This is a genomic window from Candidatus Symbiopectobacterium sp. 'North America' (assembly GCF_015762685.1).
Lineage (GTDB): Bacteria > Pseudomonadota > Gammaproteobacteria > Enterobacterales > Enterobacteriaceae > Symbiopectobacterium.
Window position 1 is genome coordinate 1 of the sequence record NZ_PEHF01000125.1, and the last position, 274, is coordinate 274.

The following is a 274-nucleotide window of genomic DNA, read 5'->3' on the forward strand; positions in this document are numbered from 1 at the left end:
CAACGTGGCGTTCGTCCGGGATTGAGGCTCTTTAGTCCTTCAACGCCATGTAAAGTAAACCAAATTATCCACCTTCCGACAGATGAGCGAGCAGCACAGAGCACGTCTGCGACCTCAGTAACGGTCATTCCCCGATGCAGCATCAGTATGGCAATAAGACGTCTGGCGTGGTTTTTATCGCGGGTCTGTTGGGCTTCTTTACGCATCCGTTGTCGTTCTTCATCAGGGATTGCTGCTATGATCAGTCCGGTTGGTGGTTTGTTTTGATTTGGCG

1 protein-coding gene is annotated in these 274 nt (G+C 50.7%); it reads right to left on the bottom strand.

Going from position 1 to position 274, the window contains the following annotated elements; genetic code table 11:
- On the bottom strand, positions 1 to 206 hold a 206-nt coding region (locus CS369_RS22575; RefSeq protein ID WP_196908787.1), incomplete at its 3' end, for a helix-turn-helix domain-containing protein.
- Positions 207 to 274: the final 68 nt, after the last annotated feature.